The 19,161-nt window shown below is 64.1% G+C and carries 20 protein-coding genes and 1 pseudogene; 20 read left to right on the forward strand and 1 reads right to left on the reverse strand.

Going from position 1 to position 19,161, the window contains the following annotated elements:
• Positions 1–5: 5 nt before the first annotated feature.
• From rsxC to HPY55_15060, 20 genes and pseudogenes are all read left to right on the forward strand, one after another.
• A complete protein-coding gene (gene rsxC, locus HPY55_14965; GenBank protein NPV71905.1) occupies positions 6–1,334 on the forward strand; it encodes an electron transport complex subunit RsxC in 1,329 nt (442 codons plus the stop codon).
• A 2-nt stretch (positions 1,335–1,336) separates the two neighbouring features.
• Entirely contained in the window at positions 1,337–2,458 is a 1,122-nt protein-coding gene (locus tag HPY55_14970; protein ID NPV71906.1) for an RnfABCDGE type electron transport complex subunit D, read from the forward strand.
• On the forward strand, positions 2,458–3,132 hold the full coding sequence (gene rsxE, locus HPY55_14975; protein NPV71907.1) for an electron transport complex subunit RsxE: 675 nt from the start codon (positions 2,458–2,460) through the stop codon (positions 3,130–3,132). Before HPY55_14970 ends, rsxE begins: the two co-directional genes overlap by 1 nt.
• 1 nt (position 3,133) lies before the next feature.
• Complete coding sequence (locus HPY55_14980) at positions 3,134–3,754, forward strand: electron transport complex subunit RsxA (protein NPV71908.1); 621 nt, start codon at positions 3,134–3,136, stop codon at positions 3,752–3,754.
• A gap of 21 nt (positions 3,755–3,775) precedes the next feature.
• A complete protein-coding gene (locus tag HPY55_14985; GenBank protein ID NPV71909.1) occupies positions 3,776–4,627 on the forward strand; it encodes an RnfABCDGE type electron transport complex subunit B in 852 nt (283 codons plus the stop codon).
• 163 nt (positions 4,628–4,790) lie between these two features.
• Positions 4,791–5,810, forward strand: coding sequence for an FAD:protein FMN transferase (locus tag HPY55_14990; GenBank protein ID NPV71910.1), 1,020 nt, complete (start codon positions 4,791–4,793; stop codon positions 5,808–5,810).
• A 131-nt stretch (positions 5,811–5,941) separates the two neighbouring features.
• Positions 5,942–6,193, forward strand: a complete 252-nt coding sequence (locus tag HPY55_14995; GenBank protein NPV71911.1) for a DUF4321 domain-containing protein — start codon at positions 5,942–5,944, stop codon at positions 6,191–6,193.
• Between the two features lie 19 nt (positions 6,194–6,212).
• Positions 6,213–6,785, forward strand: a pseudogene (maf, locus tag HPY55_15000) (septum formation inhibitor Maf).
• Positions 6,786–6,879: 94 nt separating this feature from the next.
• Positions 6,880–7,581, forward strand: a complete 702-nt coding sequence (radC, locus tag HPY55_15005) for a DNA repair protein RadC (protein ID NPV71912.1) — start codon at positions 6,880–6,882, stop codon at positions 7,579–7,581.
• 15 nt (positions 7,582–7,596) lie between these two features.
• Positions 7,597–8,631: a rod shape-determining protein gene (locus HPY55_15010; protein ID NPV71913.1), complete on the forward strand. Its 1,035-nt coding sequence runs from the start codon at positions 7,597–7,599 to the stop codon at positions 8,629–8,631.
• A gap of 67 nt (positions 8,632–8,698) precedes the next feature.
• Positions 8,699–9,481, forward strand: coding sequence for a rod shape-determining protein MreC (gene mreC / locus HPY55_15015; protein NPV71914.1), 783 nt, complete (start codon positions 8,699–8,701; stop codon positions 9,479–9,481).
• Positions 9,478–9,972: a rod shape-determining protein MreD gene (mreD, locus tag HPY55_15020; GenBank protein NPV71915.1), complete on the forward strand. Its 495-nt coding sequence runs from the start codon at positions 9,478–9,480 to the stop codon at positions 9,970–9,972. Before mreC ends, mreD begins: the two co-directional genes overlap by 4 nt.
• 2 nt (positions 9,973–9,974) lie before the next feature.
• Positions 9,975–11,810 (forward strand): penicillin-binding protein 2, encoded by a 1,836-nt coding sequence (gene mrdA / locus HPY55_15025; protein NPV71916.1) that lies wholly within the window; start codon positions 9,975–9,977, stop codon positions 11,808–11,810.
• A gap of 111 nt (positions 11,811–11,921) precedes the next feature.
• Positions 11,922–12,683, forward strand: coding sequence for a septum site-determining protein MinC (minC, locus tag HPY55_15030; protein NPV71917.1), 762 nt, complete (start codon positions 11,922–11,924; stop codon positions 12,681–12,683).
• Positions 12,684–12,685: 2 nt separating this feature from the next.
• Positions 12,686–13,486 (forward strand): septum site-determining protein MinD, encoded by an 801-nt coding sequence (minD, locus tag HPY55_15035; GenBank protein ID NPV71918.1) that lies wholly within the window; start codon positions 12,686–12,688, stop codon positions 13,484–13,486.
• 10 nt (positions 13,487–13,496) lie between these two features.
• Positions 13,497–13,784: a cell division topological specificity factor MinE gene (minE, locus tag HPY55_15040; GenBank protein ID NPV71919.1), complete on the forward strand. Its 288-nt coding sequence runs from the start codon at positions 13,497–13,499 to the stop codon at positions 13,782–13,784.
• A 29-nt stretch (positions 13,785–13,813) separates the two neighbouring features.
• Complete coding sequence (gene rodA, locus HPY55_15045; protein NPV71920.1) at positions 13,814–14,944, forward strand: rod shape-determining protein RodA; 1,131 nt, start codon at positions 13,814–13,816, stop codon at positions 14,942–14,944.
• Positions 14,945–15,126: 182 nt separating this feature from the next.
• The gene (locus HPY55_15050) at positions 15,127–16,272 is read left to right on the forward strand and encodes a hypothetical protein (GenBank protein NPV71921.1); all 1,146 of its coding nucleotides are present in this window, start codon (positions 15,127–15,129) and stop codon (positions 16,270–16,272) included.
• Positions 16,269–17,747, forward strand: coding sequence for an FMN-binding glutamate synthase family protein (locus HPY55_15055; protein ID NPV71922.1), 1,479 nt, complete (start codon positions 16,269–16,271; stop codon positions 17,745–17,747). Before HPY55_15050 ends, HPY55_15055 begins: the two co-directional genes overlap by 4 nt.
• A 14-nt stretch (positions 17,748–17,761) precedes the next feature.
• Entirely contained in the window at positions 17,762–18,568 is an 807-nt protein-coding gene (locus tag HPY55_15060; protein ID NPV71923.1) for a hypothetical protein, read from the forward strand.
• Here HPY55_15060 and HPY55_15065 read toward each other — a convergent pair.
• Complete coding sequence (locus HPY55_15065) at positions 18,565–19,044, reverse strand: hydrogenase maturation protease (protein ID NPV71924.1); 480 nt, start codon at positions 19,042–19,044, stop codon at positions 18,565–18,567. The genes HPY55_15060 and HPY55_15065 overlap by 4 nt on opposite strands.
• Positions 19,045–19,161 lie beyond the last annotated feature (117 nt).

Raw genomic sequence — 19,161 nt, forward strand, 5'->3', positions numbered from 1 at the left:
CGGGGGTGGATACAAGGACCTTTCCGGGTGGGGTGCATGCGCCGCATTCTAAACACCGGACCGAGCACAATCCCATAAGGAAGGCGTCCGACCCGGCGTCGGTGGTGATACCGCTGCACCAGCACACGGGCGCGCCTTGTGAACCACTTGTCAAGAAGGGCGAGAGGGTGCTCGTGGGCCAGAGGATCGGCGACAGCAAGGCGGCTGTGTCCGCGCCCGTGCACGCGAGCGTGTCGGGAACGGTCACCGCGGTCGAACCGAGGCCGCAGCCCGTACTGTGCCGCGACGTGATGTCGGTCGCGATTGAATCGGACGGGCTGTTCGAGGTGGACCCATCGGTGAAACCGGCCGGGGACCTGGATTCGCTGGATGCCGCCGAACTCAGGCGGGTCATCCGCGAGGCGGGTATCGTCGGCCTTGGCGGCGCGGCGTTCCCGACGAGCGTTAAGGTCAGCCCACCCGCGGGCAAGCCAATCGACGTATTCCTGCTGAACGGCGCGGAGTGCGAGCCGTATCTCACCGCCGACCACCGTCTGATGGTTGAGGAAGCGGACTTGATTGTCCACGGTATGAGGGCCCTGATGAAGGCCACCGGTGTGGAGAAGGGGATCGTGTGTATCGAGGACAACAAGCCCGACGCGATCGAGGCGATGGGCAAAGTGATCGCCGATTTCCCGAACCTCAGCGTGGTGGCTGTGAAGACGAAGTACCCGCAGGGCGGCGAGAAGCAGCTCATCGTGGCCGTACTGGGGCGGGAGGTGCCGCCTCCGCCGGGTCTCCCCCTGGACGTCGGGGTCGTGGTGAACAACGTCGGGACCGCGGCGGCCGTGGCCACGGCGATACGCACCGGCATGCCGCTCGTGGAGCGCGTACTGACGGTCACGGGGTCGCTTGTCAAGGAGCCGGCGAACCTGAGGGCACGCATCGGCACCACGTTCGAGGACCTTATCAGCCAGTGCGGCGGCCTTGCCGGTGAACCGGCCAAGATAATCGCGGGCGGCCCGATGATGGGGATCGCCCAGTACACGACGGCTGTTCCCGTGGTCAAAGGCACGTCGGGCATCCTGGTCCTGGGCAAGGACGAGGCCAACCTTGAAGAGCCATCGAACTGCATAAGATGCGGCCGGTGCGTGCGCGCCTGCCCGATGTTACTCATGCCGCTGTACATCAAAACGTACGCCGAGGCATCGAGGTGGGACCTCGCCGAGCGTTACTCGCCCACGGCCTGCATAGAGTGTGGCGCGTGCGCCTACGAGTGCCCAGCGAGGTTACCTCTGGTGCAATGGATAAAGATATCCAAGGCCGAACTGGCCAGGGCGAAAGGGGGCAAGTGAGCGTGGCGGGGGCTTCGAACCTTGTAGTGACGGTTTCACCGCACATTAAGTCGCCCAATTCCACCCGTGGGGTCATGCAGGGGGTGCTGCTCGCTTTGCTGCCGGTCACCCTGCTCGCCATGGTAACCTTCGGGTACTCGGGTTCGTTCATAATAGTGATTTCGATGGCTACTTCGCTGTTCTTCGAAGTGATCTGGCATAACCTCAGGATGTGCAAGGGCGTCCCGAGAACCTGGGGCGCCACGGCCGTCGCCGTACTCGCGCCGGCGGTCATGTCGGCCGCGGGCGCGGGGGCTATCGCACCGTATGTGACTCTCGCAGTCATGGTTGCTTTCATATGCTCCGAAACCTGCGTCAAGCGGGCCGGCGAACAGCCGCATGCTTTCGACGGCAGCGCCGCGGTGACCGGCCTCTTGCTGGCGCTCGTGCTCCCGCCGGTAGTCCCGTGGTGGATACCGTTCATCGGGGCGTTTGTGGCGATTTCCCTGGGCAAGGAGATATTCGGCGGCCTCGGGTTCAACGTGTTCAACCCGGCACTCGCGGCGAGGGCCATCCTGGTGCTATCGTGGCCGGTGTACCTCACCACGGGCTGGTACAGGCCGCTGGGGATCGACGCCGCCACGAAGGCCACGCCACTCGCGATAATGAAGGGCGGGGTGACGCCCAGCGTCGCACGGTACTACATGCCGCTTCTGCTGCAGAACACGGCAGGGTCCATTGGCGAGGTATCGGCCCTGCTTCTCGTACTGGGTGGGCTAGTACTGCTGTGGATGAGGGTCATCACGTGGCACATTCCGGTCACGTACCTCGGGACCGTGGCGGTCCTGAGCCTCGTGATGGGGGGCGACCCGGTGTTCAGCCTGCTGGCCGGCGGGGTAATGATCGGCGCCTTCTTCATGGCCACCGACTACGTGACCTCGCCCGTCACGGCGAAAGGCAAGATCCTGTTCGGGGTTATGTGCGGCGCAATCACGATGGTGTTGAGGACGTACTCCAAGGCACCTGAGGGTGTTACGTCGGCAATACTGTTCATGAACATGTGCACGCCGCTCATAGACAGGATGATGATCCCGAAGCCGCTCGGCAGCCGCAAGACGGCCGGGAGCCAGGGGGTGGCGAAATGATGTTCGAGCGGGCTGACCTTACAAGAGGACTTGTTACCGAGAACCCGCTACTCAAATTGATGATCGGGTTGTGCTCGGCCCTGGCCGTTTCGACACGTGTCGAGAACGCCATGTTCATGGGGGTCGCGGTCATATTCGTGCTGACGCTCTCCAACATAGTAATATCGGTCTTGAGGCGGGTGATCCCGGATAACGTCCGGATACCCATATTCATCGTCGTGATATCGTCGTTCGTGACCATAGTCGACCTCAGCCTGAGGGCGTACTTCCCGGGTATATACTCGTCACTCGGGGTGTGGATACCGCTGATAGTCGTGAACTGTATCATCCTTGGGCGCGCGGAGGCGTTCGCGTACCACAAGGGCATCCTGGCTTCAACGCTGGACGGTCTCGGCATGGGTGTGGGGTACACCCTGGTGCTTCTGGTGATGGGGTTGATTCGTGAGCTGTCCGGAACGGGCGGCATTACAATGCTGGGTGTGCACCTGATCAGCCTCGGTTCCGGCTTCCAGGCGCCGACGTTCATGATAAGCTTCCCCGGCGCATTCCTGGTGTTTGGGCTGTTGATGGGCGCGCTCAACAAGGCTCAGATGGTGATGGCCGAGCGGGCGGCGAAGAAGTCGTCGAAGGCGGCCTCGAAGGCGGGTACGACCGCCGCCGCGGGAGGGGTGTGAAATGGGAGAGATCCAGAGGTACTTCCTCATATTCCTTGGAGCGATACTCGTCTATAACATATTGCTCATCAGGTTCATCGCCCTGTGCTCGTACTTCGGTATTTCGTCGTCGATGGAGACCTCGATAGGCATGAGCCTGGCGGTTGTGTTCGTGATGATGATATCGAGCACCCTCTCATGGGTGTTGTGGAACTACGTGCTGGTCCCGTTCGGGGTGGGGGAGTTCCTGTACATCCCGGTGTTCATCCTCGTGATCGCGGCGTTCGTGCAGCTCGAGGAGATGTTTATACGCAAGACGGCCCCGACGCTGTACAGGGCCATGGGCATCTACCTGCCGCTTATTACCACGAACTGCGCGGTGCTCGCCGCCGCAACCGAGGTGGCGAAGCCGGGGTTCCTCAAAATGAGCATTACGTACAACTATACGTTGCCCGAGGCGTGGGTATATACGTTCGGCGTTGCGCTCGGGTACTGCGTCGCTCTCATCCTGTTCGCAGCCATCAGGGAGAAGGTCGACTTCGCGCCGGTCGCGAAACCGCTCAAGGGTTATCCGATTGCTTTCATAACATCAGCCTTGATGTCCCTGGCCTTCACAGGCTTCGCGGGACTCCTCGGGCTGTAGGCCGGGCAGGAGGGATTTTGGATGCTGGTAATCGCCATAATCGTGATGGGCGTCATGGGCGCCGTGTTCGGCCTCCTGCTGGGTTTCGCGGGCAAGAAGTTCTACGTTGAGGTTGACCCACGCGTGGCGCAGATCCGCGGGGTACTGCCGGGGGGCAACTGCGGCGCGTGTGGTTTCCCGGGTTGCGACGGCCTGGCCGAGGCCATAGCGAAGGGGGAGGCCCCCGCCGACGGCTGCAAGCCCGGCGGCGCCGCCATCGCCGCGAAGATCGCCGAGATCCTCGGGGTTTCCGTGGGTGAATCCAACGGTCGCAGCATCGCCCGCGTGACCTGCGGTGGCGACAGGGTGAACTGCCAGAACAGGTCGGCATACGCAGGCGTGCCGAGCTGTCGAGCGGCCCTGCTCGCGGGGGGCGGGTTCAAGGCGTGCGAGTACGGCTGCCTCGGGTTGGGTGACTGCGTCCGCGCGTGCCCGTTCGGCGCCATGCGGATGTCCGCTGCAGGGCTTCCCGAGGTCGACGATGAAAAGTGCGTGGCCTGCGGCAAGTGCGTGACGGGGTGCCCGAGGGGGATAATGGAGCTTGTACCGGAATCCAAGACGGTGTTCGTGCGCTGCCGCAGCAAGGCGCGGGGTCCGGTGGTCCGCAAAGCGTGCAAGGTGGGCTGCATCGCGTGTATGGCATGCGTGAAGGTTTGCCCCACTGGCGCCATCTCCGTGCAGGACAACCTCGCGAGGATCGACTACTCGAAGTGCGACGCGTGCGGGCTTTGCGTTGCGAAGTGCCCGGCGCACGCGATAAATGACCTGCGTCATGGCGCGGGCGCAGCGGGGGACGCAGGCGCGGACCGTGTGGCCGGCCAGGCGGCGGGGTGACCCGGTCGGACGGCGCGGCCAGGCGGCGGGACGGCTCGCGCTTGTCGCGCGCGGTGACCGGATGAGATGGCGAGGGGGCTCCGGAGACGGAGTCCCTTTTGAGTAACCGGCGAAATAACCGGCAGGCCGGTTGCATGCGCCGCCGGGGGAAGGGGGCGGGCCTTTGAGGAGGGTTCGGCTGGTTGGCGTGTTGTGCGTCGCCGTGGCGGCGGCGCTCGCGCTGAGGGGTTACCTCGGAACAATGCAGCCGGTTGAAAGGTCCGATATACTGATGGACACGTTTATCAGGGTACGGGTATACGGTCGAGGCGCCGACGCCGCCGCGCAGGCGGCCCTGGACGAATTCAGGCATCTCGAGCGGCTGCTCAACCCGTACGACGAGGGCAGCGAACTTGCGGCTATAAACCGTAGCGCCGGCAAAGGCCCCGTCAAGGTGAGCCCGGAGACTTTTGAGGTCATCGAACAGGCGGTCCGGTTCGCCGAATCGAGCGGCGGCGCGTTCGACCCGACGGTCCTGCCGCTCGTCAAGGCGTGGGGGTTCTCCGGGACGCCCCGCGTGCCCGCAAGAGAGGAACTCGCCACCGCGCGGGCGCTCGTGGACTACCGGTCGGTGGCCCTCGACAAGGCCAGTATGACGGTCGGCCTGCTCAGGAACGGCATGGGACTCGACCTCGGCGCGATCGCCAAGGGTTATGCGACGGACCGCGCGGTGGCCGTGCTGCGCGCGAGGGGCGTGAAATCCGCGCTCATCGACGCCGGTGGAAACGTATTCGCGCTGGGTAGAAAACCCCTGGGCTTCCGGCGTTCGTCCGAGTGGGTGGTTGGGATTCAGCATCCGAGGCAGTCGAGTGAATACCTGGCGAGGATCAGGCTCGAGAACGAGACAGCCGTGACATCGGGGGATTACCAGAGATACTTCGAGGCAGATGGCGTCAGGTATCACCACATCATCGACCCGAGGACGGGCTATCCCGCGAGGGGGTTAACCAGCGTCACCGTGGTCGGTGCGTCTTCGACCGCCGCAGACGCGCTGTCGACGACCGTGTTCGTCCTGGGCGAGCGGCCGGGTGCCGAATTCCTGGGGAGAATGGCGGGATTCGGTGCGGTGCTCGTCACCGAGGGCGGTGGTATTACCGTGACCGGCAATCTGGAATCGAAGACGGAGGCGATAACGCCGCCGTAGGCAACACGTGGCATAGTTGGGGATAATTGGGGGCATACCTACGACAGGAAAAGACACGGCACGAGCGAATAGCTAAAGGGATGAGCTAGGGCGGAGCATCTGTAACAACGATTGCGCTAGGGGGCGAAGAGATGCGGCGGGACAGGAACCCTTGGATCCTGTTGTTGGTGCTTCTTTTCGGAGCCATTGCCGGCAGCGCCGTTGGGCACATCTTGTCGAAGTACGTGCCGCTGCTCGGCCACTCCGTGGGTGGGGGCCTGGAGCCGCCGGTAACCCTGGACATGGTAGTGCTCACGTTGACGTTCGGCGTGAAGCTCGCACTGAACATTGGCACCGCCATCGGTGTAATCCTCGCGATGATGCTGTACTTCGGCCGTCGCTGATCTCGAAGGGTGGCATCACTTGCCGGAGACTGTACTCGCTTCGACTTCACCCAGGAGGGCGGAGCTCCTCAGGCAGATAGGGCTCGACTTCACCGTTTTGCCGGGTGACGCGGACGAGACTGCCGGGAACGCGGGCGACCCCGCCAAAACTGCGGAGTCGCTGGCCTTGCGTAAAGCGCGGTCGGTGGCGGAGAAACTCCGGCGTGGACTCGTGATCGGCGCCGACACGATCGTGGAGGTCGATGGCGAGACCCTGGGCAAGCCGGGAGACCCCGGCGATGCGCGCCGCATCCTGGGCAGACTGTCCGGAAGGGAACACCGGGTTATCACCGGGGTCGCCGTCATCGACGCGGGATCCGGACGGTTCGAGGTAGAGCACGAGACCACACGCGTGTGGTTCAGGCCGCTCGAACCGGACGAGATCGAGGCGTACGTTGAAACCGGCGAGCCGATAGACAAGGCCGGCGCTTACGGTATCCAGGGCCTGGGTTCGCTCCTCGTGGAGCGCATAGAGGGGTGCTACTTTAATGTCGTTGGGCTGCCCTTGCCGAGGCTTTCCAGAATGCTGAAGCGTTTCGGCCTTGATTTACTGCGGGGTAATCGTGCCGACTGTTCCGGCTCTTGCGGGCGGAGGGGCGCCGGTAAATGGCGGAACGGAGGCGTTTGTGGTTACGGGCAACCTGAGCATGAAAGACCTTCCCGCGAGCGAGCGGCCGAGGGAGAGGATAGCCGCGTCCGGGCCGGCCTCCCTCTCCAACGTCGAGCTCCTCGCGGTGATCCTCAGGACGGGGAATGAGGGCAAGACCGCCCTCGACCTCGCCTGGCGCCTGTTCAAGATCGCGCGAGACGCATCGGGTCCCGGAAGGGAACTGGTCTGGCTGGCCGGCGCCACGTGCGAGGAGATCCGCTCGGTGAGGGGAATCGGTTGCGCGAAAGCGGCCGAGGTAAAGGCCGCCATCGAGCTGGGGAAGCGGGCTGCGACAGGCGCGGCGCAGGGCAGGCCCGCGATCAGGTGCCCGTCCGACGTGGGCGGGCTGTTCGTGGGCGAGATGAAACACCTGGACCGGGAGCAATTTCACGCCGTACTCCTCAACACCAAGAATCAGGTGCTGGGGATCGAACTCGTGTCGGTGGGCAGCCTCAACGAGTCCATCGTCCACCCGCGCGAGATATTCAGGACGGCGGTGAGGAAGAGCGCCGCGGCGATAATACTGGTGCACAACCACCCCAGCGGCGATCCCAACCCGAGTCCGGAGGATGTCAACGTGACGCGCCGGATCGTCGAAGCGGGTCGAATCCTGGGGATCGAGGTCCTGGACCACGTCGTGATAGGCGAGGACCGGTTCGTAAGTCTACGGGAGGCCGGGGTCGGCTGGCCGGGATTCTAGGAAGGGGTATTGAGGATGTTCGATTTCATCTACAACTACTTCTCGCGGGACATGGGGATAGACCTGGGAACAGCCAATACCGTGGTACACGTCAAGGGTAGGGGGATCGTGATCCAGGAACCCTCCGTGGTCGCCCTCAACAGGGACACGCGGGAAGTGCTCGCGGTAGGTAACGAAGCAAAGCAGATGATAGGCCGGACGCCCGGCAACGTGATCGCCATCCGTCCCATGAAGGACGGCGTCATAGCCGACTTCGACGTTACGCAGACGATGCTCCGGTATTTCATCCGGAAGGCCAACCCGAGGGGGCTTTTCAAGCCGAGGATCGTGATATCGGTGCCGACCGGTGTCACCGAGGTGGAGCGGCGCGCCGTGATAGAGGCGTGCTACCAGGCCGGCGCGAGGGAAGCGTACCCGCTCGACGAGCCGAAGGCGGCCGCGATAGGCGCGGGCCTGCCGATCACGGAGCCCACCGGCAACATGATCGTGGACATCGGCGGGGGCACTTGCGAGGTTGCTGTGATATCGCTCCGCGGCATCGTCACCGCCCGGTCGATCAGGGTGGCCGGCGACGAGATGGACGAGGCCATCGTCAACTACGTCAAGAAGACGTACAATCTCCTCATAGGTGACCGCACTGCTGAGGAGGTCAAGATCAAGATCGGATCGGCCTATCCCGTAAACGACGACGAATCGATCGAGATCAGGGGCAGGGACCTCGTCACGGGACTTCCGAAGACGATGACAATGACGGCCGAGGAGACCCGCAAGGCGCTGTCGGAGCCCGTCGCGGCCATAATGGACGCGATCAGGGTTACACTCGAGAGGACACCGCCCGAGCTCGCCGCTGATATAATGGACAGGGGGATCGTCCTTGCGGGCGGAGGCTCGCTTCTGAGGGGCCTGGACAGGCTGATCTCGGAGGACACCGGTATGCCCGTGCACGTGGCGGAAGACCCGATGCTGTGCGTGGTCAGGGGAACCGCCAAGGCCCTGGAGGACGTGGAGACCCTGAGGCGGATAGCCACAAGCTCCAGGAGGCTGGGATAGAAAGGCGTGATGATCCCTGGACCGGCAGCTCAGGTTACGGAGGCTTGTCCTGGGGGCCCTCGTCGTCGTGTTCAGCATCGTCGTCACGAGCCTCACCTCGAGGGAGAGAGACCGCGCCAGCGGAATCGAGAACTTCGTAAACGACGTGATCGTCCCGATTCAAAGCACCGCTTCGCGGGTATCCGGCACCGTCCAGTCCGTGGGCTCCTGGTTCTCCAGCATCCAGCAGGTTAAAAGCGAAAACGAGCGCCTGGCGGCGAGAATAGGCGAGCTCGAGACCGTGCGCGCCCAGCTTGAGGAAGCCCTGAACGAGAACCGCAGGCTCAGGGATCTCGTGGGGTTCGCGCAACGGTCCTCGTTTTCTTTCGTTCCGGCCGAGGTTATCGGCCGCAATGCCGACAACTGGTTTTCCACGATAACGGTTAACCGCGGATCGCGTGACTCGGTTGAGAAGGATTGGCCGGTGGTCGGGAGCAAGGGCCTGTTGGGGCGCGTAATGAAGGTGACGCCGAGGACCGCGACGGTCATGCTCTTACTGGACCCGGACGCATCCGCCGGCGCAATGGTGGTGAGATCGCGCGACATGGGGCTCATCCTCGGCGGGCGGACGGACGGCCTCCTGAAGATGACGATGTTCTCGAGGGATGCCGATGTGAGGGAAGGCGACGTCGTCGTGTCGTCCGGCCTCGGAAGCGTGTTCCCAAAGGGTATTCTCATCGGTCACGTGGACACGGTTGACAGGGAGGAGTATGGGCTCATAAAGTCGGCTCTCGTACGCCCCGCTGCGGATTTTTCAAGGATCGAGGAGGTCCTGGTATTGCAGCCCCCGAGGGAGGAACGGCCCAGGTGAGGAAGTGGCCTTTCGTAGTGGTGGCCGCTTCGTGGCTCTGCCAGGCGGCCGTAGTGGCTGTCGTCAGCCCGCGCGGCGCGGTCCCCGACATCCCGCTCCTGGCGTCCCAGTTCGCCGCGTTACTCACCGACCCCTTGACGGGGGGGCTTGCCGGCTTAATTGCCGGCTTGCAGCAGGACCTCCTGGCCAGCCGGTACATTGGGCTCAACGCCCTGTCCAAAGCGGCCTGCGGGTTAATCGCCGGACTCGCGGGCAGGCGCGTCTACTGCGACAGGTTCGCTGTGCCGTTTTCCGTGGGGTTTGTCGCGACCTTGCTGTGCAACACCCTCGCGTTCATCATCCTCAGGCTGGCCGGAGCCGGAGTCTCGCTTTTCGACCGGATGCCGGTCATAGCGATGGCGTCGCTCTATAATGCCTTGCTTGGCCCCGTCGTGTTCGCCGCGATCGGTGGCGTCAGGGCGGCCAGGTCCGTGCTCAGGAGGCAGGTGTAGGCGTGCCCCAGGACGGGATCGGGGACCGGATGAAGAAGCGGCTGGCGGTGTTCTTCCTCCTGCTCGCGCTGGCTTTCGTTCTCATCGGCGTCCAGCTCGGAAGGCTCCAGATCGTCCTGGGGGACAAATACGAGGACCTCGCCAAGGGGAACAGGTTGAGGCTCGTGCCCATCACGGCCCCGCGAGGCGTGATCTACGACCGGAACGGCGAATTGCTCGCAGCCAGCCGTCCCGCGTTCTCCGTGTCGCTGCTGATTATGAACCCCGCGGAGACGGCCGAGAGCGTCAAGAGACTCGGCGCCATCCTGGGGATCGACCCCGCCAGGATCCGGTCGAAGATCAATGACCAGGCCGGGCGGCTATACGAGCCCGTCAAGATAATCGCCGACATCAGCGCCGAGACGTACACTACAATAGAAGAACACCGCGCCGACATGCCCGGCGTAGTGGTCGAGGCGGAGCCCGTGCGGGACTACCCGGGTGGAACGTTCGCCGCGCACGTCCTGGGGTACGTCCACGAGATCTCGAAAGAGCAGCTTGATTCGCCCAGGTACAAGGATTACCGGATGGGCGATACGATAGGCCAGTACGGTCTTGAGGCCGCGTTCGAGCGCGACCTGCGCGGGGAGAACGGCGGCAAGCAGGTTGAGGTCGACGCCAGGGGCCGGTTCAGCAAGATCCTGGGCAAGATCGACCCGAAGGCGGGAAACAACGTCCACCTCACTCTCGACGCCGGCCTGCAGCGGGCCGCCGAGAAGGCCCTCGATGACCAGATAGAGAAGCTGCGCAAGACGAACCCCAACGTCAGGGCGGGGGCCGTGGCCGTCATCGACGTGCGTAACGGCGAGGTACTCGCCATGGTCAGCCGCCCGGCGTTCGATCCGAACGACTTCTCGCACGGCATAACGCCCGACAAGCTCCAGGAGCTCTATAAGGTCAAGGCACTGAACAACCTGGCTATCGCGGGGCAGTACCCCCCGGGGTCATCGTTCAAAATGGTCACCGCCATCGCCGCGCTGGAAGAGAGCAAGGTAACCCCGTCCGAGCGCATCACCTGCGCCGGCCATCACTGGTTGATCCCCAGCCTGAACTGCTGGATCAAATCCGGCCACGGATCGGTCGACATCCTGGGGGCCATTCAGGGGTCGTGCAACGTCTTCTTCTACGAGATGGGCAGGCGCCTCGGTGTGGACCTCATAGCCAAGTACGGGAAACAGCTCGGCCTGGGGTCGCCCACGGGGGTGGATCTCCCGGGCGAGGCTACAGGCCTTCTTCCTACGACCGAATGGAAGCGCAAGGCCTACTCCCAGAAACTGGTGCGCGAACCCGAGGTCCTTCTGGCGGAGCACATGATGGCGGGGATGGGCCAGGTGTTCCACAGCTACACGCCGCTGCAGATGGCCAACTACGTGGCCACGATCGCCAACGGTGGGACGAGGTATAAGCCCCACTTCCTCGGGAAGGTCACCGATCTATCCGGGAATCTCGTTCGCGAGGCAACGCCGGAGGTTGCAGGGACCCTGAACGTGTCGAAGGCCACCCTGGACATCGTGCGGCACGGGATGTGGCTGGTGACGCAACCAGGCGGCACGGCGGCGGCGACGTTTGCGGGGATGAACGTCAGGTTGGCCGCGAAGACGGGCACGGCGGAGAACCCGCACGGTGACGATCATGCCTGGATGGTCGCGTACGGGCCGTTTGACAACGCGGAAATCGCCGTGGCGGTCATCCTCGAGCAGGGGGGGCACGGCGGCGCCAGCGCGGGACCCGTCGTGAGGGCCGTGTTCGAGGAGTATTTCCGGACTCAAAAGCCCGGGTCGGAAGCCACAGGCCCTTGAGCGCCAAAGCATGAGGTAGGGCGCGAGTTGCCTGGGGCGATCTGGAAATCAGTGGAGGATTTGATGGTCGCGGCTAGAATTCGACATTTGAATGGAGGCGGCTTTGAGAAGGTGCCGGAACCGGCCATGCGGCAAGACGTTGTGATCAAGGGAACGAGAAACGGGTTACTCGTCGTGCTGAACGATGAGGTGGACTTCGAAACGGCGAAGGCCTCGCTCATCGAGCGGCTGGGCGAGTCGGGCTCGTTCTTTCAGGGCGCCAACGTCACTCTGGACATCGGTTCGCGGAACGTAGGGGCCGCCGAACTGGTGGAGCTGGAATTGATGATGGACATGAGTCTCGGTGTTCACCTGGAGAAGGTCGTGCGGAACCAGTACCGCAGGACGCGTTCCGCGTCGGGGAGCGCGAACGGGAGCGGCGTCTTCGCCGGGGCTTCAGGCGGGGCCGGGACGGCGACGCGGGCCGCACCACGCGACGACGACAGGGCTGCTGTCGACTCCGCCTCGACAAGGCCGACGATGCTGGTGAAGAGGACCATCCGGTCCGGCCAGACTATCAGGTTCGACGGGAACGTCGTGGTGCTTGGGGACGCTAATCCGGGCTCCGAAATAGCGGCCAGGGGCGACATCGTGGTAGTTGGGTTCCTGCGGGGTGTGGCGCACGCGGGGGCCGGCGGGGACGAGAGCGCGATCGTGGCGGCATTGAGATTGGCGCCCACGCAGCTGCGCATTGCGGGAAGGATATCCAGGCCGCCCGAGGGACCATCGAACCCGACCCTGCCAGAGATCGCGCGGCTCCGCGGCGGGGTGATAGTCGTTGAAACGATGTCCTGGATCGCGGGGCTTTCCAGGGCTTCTTGCGGGGAGGAGTAGGCATGGGAGAGGCGTACGTGGTCACCTCCGGCAAGGGAGGGGTGGGCAAGACCACAGCCGTGGCGAACATCGGGACGGCGCTGGCGCTTATGGGCAACAAGGTTGTGATGATAGACGCGGACATCGGGCTCAGGAACCTGGACGTCGTGATGGGCCTCGAGCAGCGTATAGTATACGATCTGGTTGACGTGGTCGAGGGCTACTGCAGGCTCCGGAACGCCCTGATACGGGACAAGCGGGTCGAAGGGCTTTTCCTGCTGCCCGCCGCCCAGACCAAGGATAAGACCGCAGTCAGGCCGGACCAGATGAAGAAGCTCGTCGAGGACCTCAAGGGCGACCACGACTACGTCATAGTCGACTGCCCCGCGGGGATCGAGCAGGGATTCAAGAACGCGGTAGCGGGTGCGGACAAGGCGCTCATTATCACCACCCCGGAGGTATCCGCGGTGCGCGACGCCGACCGGATTATCGGCCTGCTCGAAGCCACGGAGATGGAGCCCCCGAGGCTCGTGATAAACAGGATAAGGCCTCACATGGTCAAGCGCGGCGACATGCTCGACGTGCAGGACATCGTCGATATCCTTGCCATCGATCTCATCGGCGTGGTGCCGGACGACGACAGCATCATAGTGACGACGAACAAGGGAGAACCGGCGGTACTGAGCCAGAGCAGCCGCGCCGGCGAGGCATACAGGCATGTGGCGCTGAGGCTCACGGGGGAACAGGTACCCTTCGTGTCTCTTGAAGAGCAGCAGGGGATTTTCGACCGGTTGCGGAAGTTGTTTGGATTGGGGAGCCGGTGAGGGGGTGAGTCTGACGGGTCTTTTCAGCGCGTTCGGCGCCAAGGGATTGGGCAGTAAGGGCATAGCGAAAGAACGACTGCGCGTTACGCTGGCCAACGACAGGGCTCAGGTCACCCCGAACTTCCTCGAGATGCTCAAGGAAGACATGGCCAGCGCGGTCTCCAAGTACATGGAGATCGACTGTTCGGCCATAAGCGTGAACCTATCCAATTCGGAAAGCTCGATATCGCTCGTGGCAAGTATTCCCGTCAGGAGGGTCAAGCGTACGAGCGAGTTCTCGGGCTCGCGGCGGCTCTAGGGTAGGAATGTCGCGATGAGGATGTTTGGATGAGGACCAGGCGCAGGGTGATAAAGGATATCGACTGGTCGCTGGTTGCGGCCGTACTGATCCTCACGGGGGTCAGCCTCCCCATGATCGCCAGCGCCACTCAGGCCACCACGACGGGCGACTACTCGCTTGTGGTGCGCCAGGCGGTGGCGGCCGGCCTCGGCGTGATCGCCGTTTGCGTCGTATTGCTCGTGGACTACACGGACCTGATGAGGTTCTCCCGGCTCATCTACGCAGGTAACCTGGGGCTGCTCGTGGCGGTACTGCTCAGGGGGAGGTCTGCGCTGGGTGCTCAGAGGTGGCTCCAGCTGGGGCCGATCCCGCTGCAGCCGTCGGAGGTAGCCAAGATAGCGGTCATCGTGACGCTCGCGTCGGTACTCGCCCGCCGCGAGGACGAGAGCGAGAGCCTGTGGGGTGTTTTCTGGACTTTCGCGCACATTGCGCTACCGATGGCCCTCGTGCTGAAGCAGCCGGACCTCGGCACGTCCCTGGTGTTCCTGGCGGTGGCGTTTGGGATGCTGCTGGTTTCCGGCGCCAAGTTCGGGTATCTCGCGACCGTATTCGGCGGTGGTCTCGCTAGCGCCGTGGGCGCGATAGTAGCCCACTTCAGGTGGGGATTGCCACTGCCACTGAAGGAATACCAGCTAAAGCGCCTGATCATCTTCACAAACCCCGGCATAGACCCTCTCGGGGCCGGGTACCACATCAGGCAATCCATCATCGCGGTGGGCTCCGGCCGGCTGTTCGGCAAAGGCCTGTTCGCAGGGACGCAGAACCAGCTCAGGTTCCTCCCGTTCCAGCACACGGACTTCATATTCTCCGTCATAGGCGAGGAACTCGGTTATGTCGGCGGGGTCGCGATCCTCCTCGTGTACCTGTTCGTGATATGGCGCGGCCTGCGGATAGCCGCGTCCGCCCGCGATTCGTATGGGGCGCTGCTGGCCACCGGCGTCGTCTCCGTGTTCGCCTTCCACATAATCGTGAACGTGGGGATGACTATCGGGGTCATGCCTGTCACCGGCATCCCGCTTCCCTTCATGAGCTACGGGGGCACGTCCCTCGTCACAAACATGGTGGGTGTCGGTATCCTGCTCAACGTGTACATGCGCAGGCACCGGATCCTGTTCTGAGCCCGGCCGCGGCCTGCCCGGAGCACACGTCGCATGCCCTCCCTCCAGCTTGTCAAATGGATCACGCGAAAAAGTTCCAAAACCCCCTTGACGAACGCTCGCTCCGCTCATAGAATACCTACTTAAATAACCATTTTGCGGCCAGCAGACGGCACCTGCGCCGGTTGCGGGGGTGTCTCGTTTTGTCTAATGGATCAGATCCAAGTTGCCGGTTCCGCGAGGGCACGGTCCGCATACCGTCGGGGTGCGCAATCGCTGCGGTAGTCTCCGAGAAAGGCGATTATCTCCCTCCGGGAAGGATCGTTTCGATGCTGGCCGTGATGAGGGAGCGCAGCAACGGCCTCGGTGGCGGGTTTGCCGCGTACGGGATTTACGGATACGACGGGTTCGTCCTCCACGCGATGTGCGACGACATGGTCGCGCTGCGACGCCTCAAATCCTACCTTAAGCCCAGGTTCAAGGTGGTTTCGGACGAACCCCTCCCTACGAGGCCATCGCCGCGGGTGCGTAACGCTCCGGTGCTTGCCAGGTTCTTCGGCAACCCCGCGACCGGACCTGACCCCGAGCAGGCTGTCGCCTCAATGACGATGGAGGTGAACTCGACAGTCCCCGGGGCCTTCATCTTCTCGTCCGGAAGGGACATGGGCGTCTTCAAGGCGTCCGCGTTCCCGGAGGACGTTGCCGAGTTTTTTCGCCTGGAGGAGTACACCGCGCGAATATGGACCGGTCACGGCAGGTTCCCGACGAACTCGCCGGGCTGGTGGGGCGGTGCCCACCCGTTCGCGCTCCTCGATTGGTCAGTGGTGCACAATGGTGAGCTTTCCTCCTACGGGACGAACCGCCGGTTCGTCGAGAACTCCGGGTACCGCGTCTCGCTCCTCACAGACACCGAGGTGATCGTGTACGTGTTCGATTATCTCGTGCGCGTGAAAGGGATGACGCTGGAGAAGGCGGCGGCCGTGGTGGCGCCGCCTTTCTGGCGTGAGATAGACGCGATGGGCGATGGTGGCCGCGAGTATGCCAGGGTCCGCTCTGTGTATGGCGGCGCACTGCTCAACGGGCCATTCAGCATCGTGCTCGCCAACGGCGACGGGGTACTCGCGTTGGCCGACAGGCTCGCACTGCGGCCCCTCGTCGTGGGGCGCGAAGGCCACCTCGTCTACGTGGCGTCCGAGGAGGCGGCCATCGCGGCGGTGGCTGGCGCCGGCTGTGGAGTCTCGTTTCCCGCCGGCGGTGAGCCGGTCGTAGTCTCGACCGGGAAGGGACGGCGCGATCATGCCCCCGAGCGGGCGGCGGCAAGATCGCAGGCCTCGGGGGGATCGAGATGAGCAGGTTCAGGGTTTCCATCGACAGGACGCTCTGTAAGCAGTGCATGCGGTGTGTAACGCAGTGCACCTTCGGCGCGATCGAGGCGTGGCGGCCCCCCGAGGTTCCGGGAGAGCCCAGGTGGCACATCCAGTCGATACCGAGGCCGAAGGACAGCCTGTGCGCTGGCTGCCTCAGGTGCGAGTTCGACTGCCCGTTCGGGGCGATAACGGTGGGGTTGAGGCCACCCTCCATCCGGCCGAACGGCCACTGGAGCGAATCGAGCGTCAGCGACATCTACCAGCAGGCGGAACACGGCAAGAAGCTCCTCTCGGGCTCCGGTTCGGATTCGCGGCTCCCGGCCATCTGGGACCGGCTCCTGCTCGACGCGTGCCAGGTGACGAACCCGCCGATAGACCCGCTCAGGGAGCCGATGGAGACGGTGACGTTCCTCGGCGGAAGGCGCGACACACCCCCCGTCAGGCTTGGGTTCCCCGTGATGTTCGCCGCCATGTCCTACGGAGCCGTCAGCCTCAACGTGCAGAAAGCCCTGGTGGCCGCGGCCGCGCGTCACGGTACGCTGATGAACTGCGGCGAAGGAGGGCTCGCGCACGAGCTTCGCGAGCAGTCGTCCAGCATTGTGGTGCAGTGCGCTTCGGGGCGGTTCGGGGTAGACCTCGATTACCTGAATGCTGGCGCCGCGGTCGAGATCAAGGTCGGCCAGGGGGCGAAACCGGGCATCGGCGGCCACCTTCCCGGCGAGAAGGTCACCGAATCGATAGCTCGCACCAGGATGATACCCGAGGGTTCGGACGCGATTTCCCCCGCCCCGCACCACGACGTGTATTCCATCGAGGACATCAGGCAGCTCATCTACGCGGTGAAGGAGGCTACCGGATACTCGAGACCTGTCGGGGTCAAGGTGGCCGCGGTACACAACATCAGTTCCATCGCATCCGGCCTGGCGCGTGCCGGCGCGGACTTCATCAGTATTGACGGTTTCAGAGGGGGGACGGGCGCAGCCCCGAGGACCCTCCGCGACAATTTCGGTCTTCCGCTCGAGCTGGCGATTGCTGCGGTCGACGACAGGCTCCGCCATGACGGCCTTCGGGAGGACGTGACCATCATCGCGTCCGGAGGGATCCGCTCCGCGGCGGACGTCCTGAAGGCGATAGCGCTGGGGGCGGACATCGCCGCCGTGAGCACGGCGGCGCTCGTCGCACTGGGGTGTCACCTGTGCCAGATGTGCTACACGGGCAAGTGCGCGTGGGGGATCACCACGCAGCGACCGGACCTAGTCGAGCGGCTCGAGCCTTCGGAGGCGACCGAGCGGCTCTCGAACCTCCTCGGGGCCTGGAAAATGGAAATGGAGGAGATGCTCGGGGCGCTCGGGATAAACGCTATAGAAAGCCTGAGGAGTAACCGCGACAGGCTCAGGGCCGTGGAGATCAGCGAGTGCGCGCTGAAGGTCCTCGGCGTGGCGCACGCCGGGGCATGAGGGGGCTTTGCGAAGTGAGAACAGCCACCATTGACGCGTCGGGCCTCACGTACAGGGAACTCAACGCGCGGATACGCGACCTCGCCGCGGATCACGATGTCCTGGAACTGACGTCGGTGAGAGGGCACCGGTACATAGGGACGGGCACGACGTCGAAATGCCGGATAGACGTCCACGGCACGCCCGGGCAGGACCTGGGCGTATTCCTGGACGGGCCCGAGATCCGCGTTTTCGGGAACGCGCAGGACGGCGTGGGGAACACGATGAATTCGGGGCGGATCGTTGTAGACGGCCGCGTCGGGCACATCGCCGCCATGTCCGCGAGGGGCGGCCGCCTCTTCGTACGCGGTCACGCGGGACCCCGCGCGGCGGTGCACATGAAGAGTAGCGGCGCGGTCATGCCGGTGGTCGTAATAGGCGGTTCCGCTGGTCCTTTCCTTGGGGAGTACATGAGCGGCGGCGTGGTGGTCGTGTTGAACGTTGCGGGCAACGGCGCCGCGGCCACAGCGAACCCCGCCGTCGCCGGCTTGACAGGCGCCACCGGCGGCGCGCGCGTCCTTCGCGCTGGCACGGTTGCCGCCGGCATTCACGGCGGAACTATCTTCATCCGCGGCGCGGTGGACCCTGCCGCGGTCTGGGATGGGGCACAGGTAGGCCCCGCGGGCGACGGCGAGCTGCGGATGTTGTCCGGGATCCTGCAGGAGTTCTGCGAATGCTTCAGCGGCCGGTTCGACTACGAGAGGCTCGCGACCGGCGGTTATACCGCCATACGGCCGCGCTCGCACAAGCCGTATTCGAACCAGTACTGGCACGAGGGCTAGCTGGATCCGGGAGCGGACTCAAACCCCATCGACCCGCTGATCAGCGCAAGGACCTCATCGACGAGCGCCTGGATGAACGAATCCCATGAATCGACAAGCGCCCCGGTCAGTCCATCGCCGGGAAGGGTGGAACCCGCCTCTACGCCGACGAGGGTCACGGATCTGGGGGCGATCCCCATGATATTCAGCGGGGCGAGCATGGCCTCCAACCCGAGGGTGTGTAGCGACAGCCGGCCTGCGTGTCCGTACCCGGTTCTCGAATACTCCAGCGGGCTTCGTACCACAGTCCCGGCGGGCCTCCCGGTTGAAACGGCGTCCACCACAATGATGTCGAGCGGCTCGTTGTAGAGACGCGGTGTCACCGCGGGAAGCACATCGGGGGCGCACGCAGTGGCCTCCACGAATTCCACTGGTCCGGGCCAGGCTCTGCCGGAGACCTCCCGCACCGCCCTGAGACCGGCCGCATCATCCGACATTGCAGGGTGCCCCATGCCGATAACCCAGACCGTCTCAAATACCTCCCACTGCGCGCGCCCGTCTCAAACGGGCCATTGATCCGGCCAACAGCATAGTATGTATCCGGCGGCATGCCG

Source organism: Bacillota bacterium, assembly GCA_013178305.1.
Classification (GTDB): Bacteria; Bacillota; Sulfobacillia; order JABLXB01; family JABLXB01; genus JABLXB01.

What these genes read in the sequence shown, in the direction of transcription:
- HPY55_15065 (NPV71924.1), bottom strand. Translation starts at nt 19,044, where the DNA reads ATGTCGGATGATGCGGCCGGTCTCAGGGCGGTGCGGGAGGTCTCCGGC.
- minD (NPV71918.1), top strand. Translation starts at nt 12,686, where the DNA reads ATGGGAGAGGCGTACGTGGTCACCTCCGGCAAGGGAGGGGTGGGCAAG.
- HPY55_15055 (NPV71922.1), top strand. Translation starts at nt 16,269, where the DNA reads ATGAGCAGGTTCAGGGTTTCCATCGACAGGACGCTCTGTAAGCAGTGC.
- HPY55_15010 (NPV71913.1), top strand. Translation starts at nt 7,597, where the DNA reads ATGTTCGATTTCATCTACAACTACTTCTCGCGGGACATGGGGATAGAC.
- rsxE (NPV71907.1), top strand. Translation starts at nt 2,458, where the DNA reads ATGTTCGAGCGGGCTGACCTTACAAGAGGACTTGTTACCGAGAACCCG.
- radC (NPV71912.1), top strand. Translation starts at nt 6,880, where the DNA reads ATGAAAGACCTTCCCGCGAGCGAGCGGCCGAGGGAGAGGATAGCCGCG.
- HPY55_14985 (NPV71909.1), top strand. Translation starts at nt 3,776, where the DNA reads ATGCTGGTAATCGCCATAATCGTGATGGGCGTCATGGGCGCCGTGTTC.
- rodA (NPV71920.1), top strand. Translation starts at nt 13,814, where the DNA reads ATGAGGACCAGGCGCAGGGTGATAAAGGATATCGACTGGTCGCTGGTT.
- HPY55_14980 (NPV71908.1), top strand. Translation starts at nt 3,134, where the DNA reads ATGGGAGAGATCCAGAGGTACTTCCTCATATTCCTTGGAGCGATACTC.
- HPY55_14995 (NPV71911.1), top strand. Translation starts at nt 5,942, where the DNA reads ATGCGGCGGGACAGGAACCCTTGGATCCTGTTGTTGGTGCTTCTTTTC.